The 3,624-nt window shown below is 40.8% G+C and carries 2 protein-coding genes and 1 pseudogene; all 3 read right to left on the reverse strand.

Annotation, left to right across the window (positions count from 1 at the left end):
• Positions 1-77: 77 nt before the first annotated feature.
• Positions 78-1,442 (reverse strand): NAD(P)/FAD-dependent oxidoreductase, encoded by a 1,365-nt coding sequence (locus FD44_RS09575; protein ID WP_042749386.1) that lies wholly within the window; start codon positions 1,440-1,442, stop codon positions 78-80.
• 84 nt (positions 1,443-1,526) lie between these two features.
• Positions 1,527-1,961: pseudogene (locus FD44_RS09580) on the reverse strand (IS6 family transposase); the annotation flags it as partial.
• Positions 1,962-2,100: 139 nt separating this feature from the next.
• Positions 2,101-3,429, reverse strand: a complete 1,329-nt coding sequence (locus FD44_RS09585; protein WP_056973910.1) for a glycoside-pentoside-hexuronide (GPH):cation symporter — start codon at positions 3,427-3,429, stop codon at positions 2,101-2,103.
• Between the last annotated feature and the right edge of the window lie 195 nt (positions 3,430-3,624).

The raw sequence follows: 3,624 nt of genomic DNA on the forward strand, positions 1-3,624 counted from the left end.
TCAACACCATTTGACAAAGAGCCGTTAAAAACATGACTAGTTTTTATCTTTACAATTTATTTTTATTAACGATTAAATTAGAATCTTGCCATACCTAATGCATGTTGAGCAGCTAGGTTAAGCAAACTCCATTGACGGTCAAATCCTGGTTGGAAGAAGAAGTCTTGTTCAGCCAAGTCTTCCAAGCGCATCTTATGACTAATTGCCAAAGCTAAAACATTGCCTTGAGCAGTAATATCATACTTAGAAAGGACAGCACCGCCTAAGATTTGGTGAGTATATGGATTAAAGGTTAAGCTGACATATACCTTAGGATTATCTGCTTCTGGGACATAAGCTGGACGCATATGATCTTCATAGAAGCTAGTTTGATAATCAAGCTTATTCTTAGCAGCTGAAAACTTATTTAATCCCGCAGTAGCGAAGTGATAGTCAAAGACGCTAAGAGCTGAAGCACCGATAACACCCTTGAAAGCGCGATCTGGCTTATCTTCAAAGATATGATCAACCACATATTGTGCTTCTCTTCTAGCAGTAGTAGCTAAAGCAATTGGCATTGGCTTACCTGCTGGAATAGAAAGTGGCAAAATTGCATCTCCAATAGCGTAAACGTCTTTAACATTCGTTCTCAAGTATGGATCAGTCTTAATCCAGCCTCTTTGATCTAAATCAACTGTGCCCTTTATCCAATCAGTATTAGGAGTTACCCCTGCTGAAACAACAACCAAGTCAGCTGGTATATCGCCTTGATCGGTCTTGACGCTTTCAACTTTTTCATTACCGTTGAAGCCTTCAATTTTAACGCCCATCTTCAAGTCCATATTCTTCTTAAAGGTAGGTTCCAAAACATCAAGCAATTCAGGGTTCAAGTAAGTTCCTAATGGACGATCAATCATGTCCATTAAAGTTACATGCTTGCCAGCTTTAGCAAATACTTCACTAGCTTCAGTACCAATATAACCAGCACCAACAATAGCAACATTCTTAATTGCTGGATTGTTAACAGCACTCATTAACTTAGAAGCCCAATCACGTCCACGCATTAAATAGATATTCTTAAGATCATTGCCAGGTACTGGTAAAACCTTTGGCGTTACACCTGATGAAAGAATTAACTTATCATATTGAACTTCTTCTTCAGAATTATTGGTTAAATCCTTAACTGTTACTGTCTTATGTTCAGGATGAATCGCGGTTACTTCATGGTTGGCATAAACATGACCGCCCTTCTTTTCAACATCTTCAGGAGCAAAGTTTCTGACGTCATCTTCAGCCGTAACTTTATTTTCTAAGTATAATTGCATACCACAGGACATAAATGAAATAAAGTCGCCAGCTTCATAAACAGTTACATCTACATCATTATATTTATCCAACAGCTCAATTGCTGATTCATGACCACCATGTGAAGCACCAACAATTACAATTTTACGTTTATCCATAAAATCCTCCTAACACAATAGTTTCTTCATTACATTTTCAAGGGTAACACTTATTACTTAATGTCTATCATATTTTGTTCAATAAATTTGCTTCACTGCTTTCAGTGTTGCCCGATATTGATCAGTGACTAATCGATCAGGCCGACCATTGGTCGTCAAGAGACGCTTCAAAAAGTGATAGGATGCGGTATAATCGCGGTGTTTTCGTAACTCAAAATCCATGGTCAAACCGTTACTGTCAATAGCGCGATACAAATAGGCCCAACGGCCTTTAACTCGAATATAGGTCTCATCGATTCGCCAACTTTTAGCGTGAGCTGTTTGATGCCGACGCCATAGAGCCTTAAAGATGGGGCCATAGTGATGAACCCAACGCATGACCGTGGTGTGATGAACAGTGATACCCCGATCCCGAAGCAATTCAACGATGTCACGATAGCTGAGACTGAATCTGAAATAGTAGCCAACGGCTACTAAGATGATGTCCTTTTGAAAGTGGCGTCCCTTAAAGTGATTCATGCGCGCAATCCCTCGTTTCTTGGCACCCAGTATACTAAAATCAAGTCAGCGAGGAAAATTTGCACCAGAACCAATAATATCACACCGCACCGGTGTTAGTTAGCAAATCAAAAACTATTATTTAGAATATAATTCGGACTTATTTTCTTGCTTCTATTGCTCGTTCAATCCGCCCCTCATCATAAAGCCGCAATACAAAATACATCCCCACATAAATAACCAACGGAATCCAAACATAATTCAAATCAATCATGGTGAGAGTTGCGGCATTCTGGGTTCGATTGGCAACGTAACCCGAAAAGTGAAACAAACCAGCTGTAATCAAGCCGCCAACACCAAGGCCGACGTTAACGCCAAAGTCATCCGTTGAAGCCAGAATTCCCTCGGCTTGGATCCCCATGCTGGCACCATAACGGATTGTGTCAGCAATCATGATTGAGACGAGGCCGATAATGATCCCATTGCCAATCGAGTTAATCAAGACACCGCCAAACAAGAACCACAGTATTTTGGTATAAACCCCAACCGCAATCACGGCTTGGCCAACCAGCGCCATTAAAATACCGCGAAGCATCGTTTGCTTCTTACTGCGAACCTCGGTAATTCGAATGATCAGCAATACCCCGATTAACGCTGCCAGGGTAAAACTGTTAGCTAGTGGTACCAGGTTTTCGTTTCCCACCGTATATTTAAAATAGTAAATGGTTGTCTGATTCTTAATTGCCGTCACCAGCCAGTACATGAGAATCACGATTGACATAACGATCCATGGCTGATTATGTTTCAACATTTTTAGGACAGTTGTTAACGGTTGATGGGCAATTTCAGGATTCGCGAACCGTTCGCGAACATGGACAAACGTGTTGATAATCAAAAGAAATGAAATCAGGCTAAACACGATGATTGTGCCCAAGAACCCTTTTTGCTGATTACCGTGGCCGAAGAACGCAACCAAGGGTAATGTGAATACCGCCACCACAATTTGAACCGAACTGCCAAAGAATTGACGAATGACACCCAACAACGTCAACTCACGAGTATTCTGCGACATCGTTGGTAAGATTGACGTGATTGGCAGATTAACAGCCGTATACAGAAATCCAAGGCCTAAATACGTCACATATGCCCAGATTAATTTACCATTATACGAAAAGTTAGGCGTCACAAAGGTGAGAACCGCAAAAATAACGTAAGGTAACGAATACCAGAGGAAGAACGGTCGGCTCTTGCCAAACCGTGAATGTGTGTGATCAATCATGATCCCGATGACAAAACTTTCAACAACGTCAGCTACCCGCGCCACGACAAATAAAATGGCCACCGCGCTTGGTGTCAGTCCATAAACATCCGTGTAAAAGAATAGCAAATAGGTCGTCATCATTTGAAAGACTAAATTATCGGCGGCGTCACTTAAGCCGTAACTAATTCGTTCGGGCCACCGTGTTACCCATTTCGTCGTGCTTTTCATCCCATCATCGCCTTTATCGAAATTGTTAATCAACTTTATCATACTCTAAAATTTGGATGTAAGCTGATTCCTGAGACAACTTTTAAGAGAGCGTATAATGAATAAATCGTCTCTCAAAAGGAAGGAATTTTTACATGCCAACTCGTTACGACAAAGAATTCAAACAAAACATTATCAACCTATATAAACAAGGCG

Source organism: Secundilactobacillus malefermentans DSM 5705 = KCTC 3548, assembly GCF_001436395.1.
GTDB lineage: Bacteria > Bacillota > Bacilli > Lactobacillales > Lactobacillaceae > Secundilactobacillus > Secundilactobacillus malefermentans.

Bases quoted from the DNA above. Each gene is read 5' to 3' on its own strand.
- FD44_RS09575 (WP_042749386.1), bottom strand. From the start codon at position 1,442: ATGGATAAACGTAAAATTGTAATTGTTGGTGCTTCACATGGTGGTCAT.
- FD44_RS09585 (WP_056973910.1), bottom strand. From the start codon at position 3,429: ATGAAAAGCACGACGAAATGGGTAACACGGTGGCCCGAACGAATTAGT.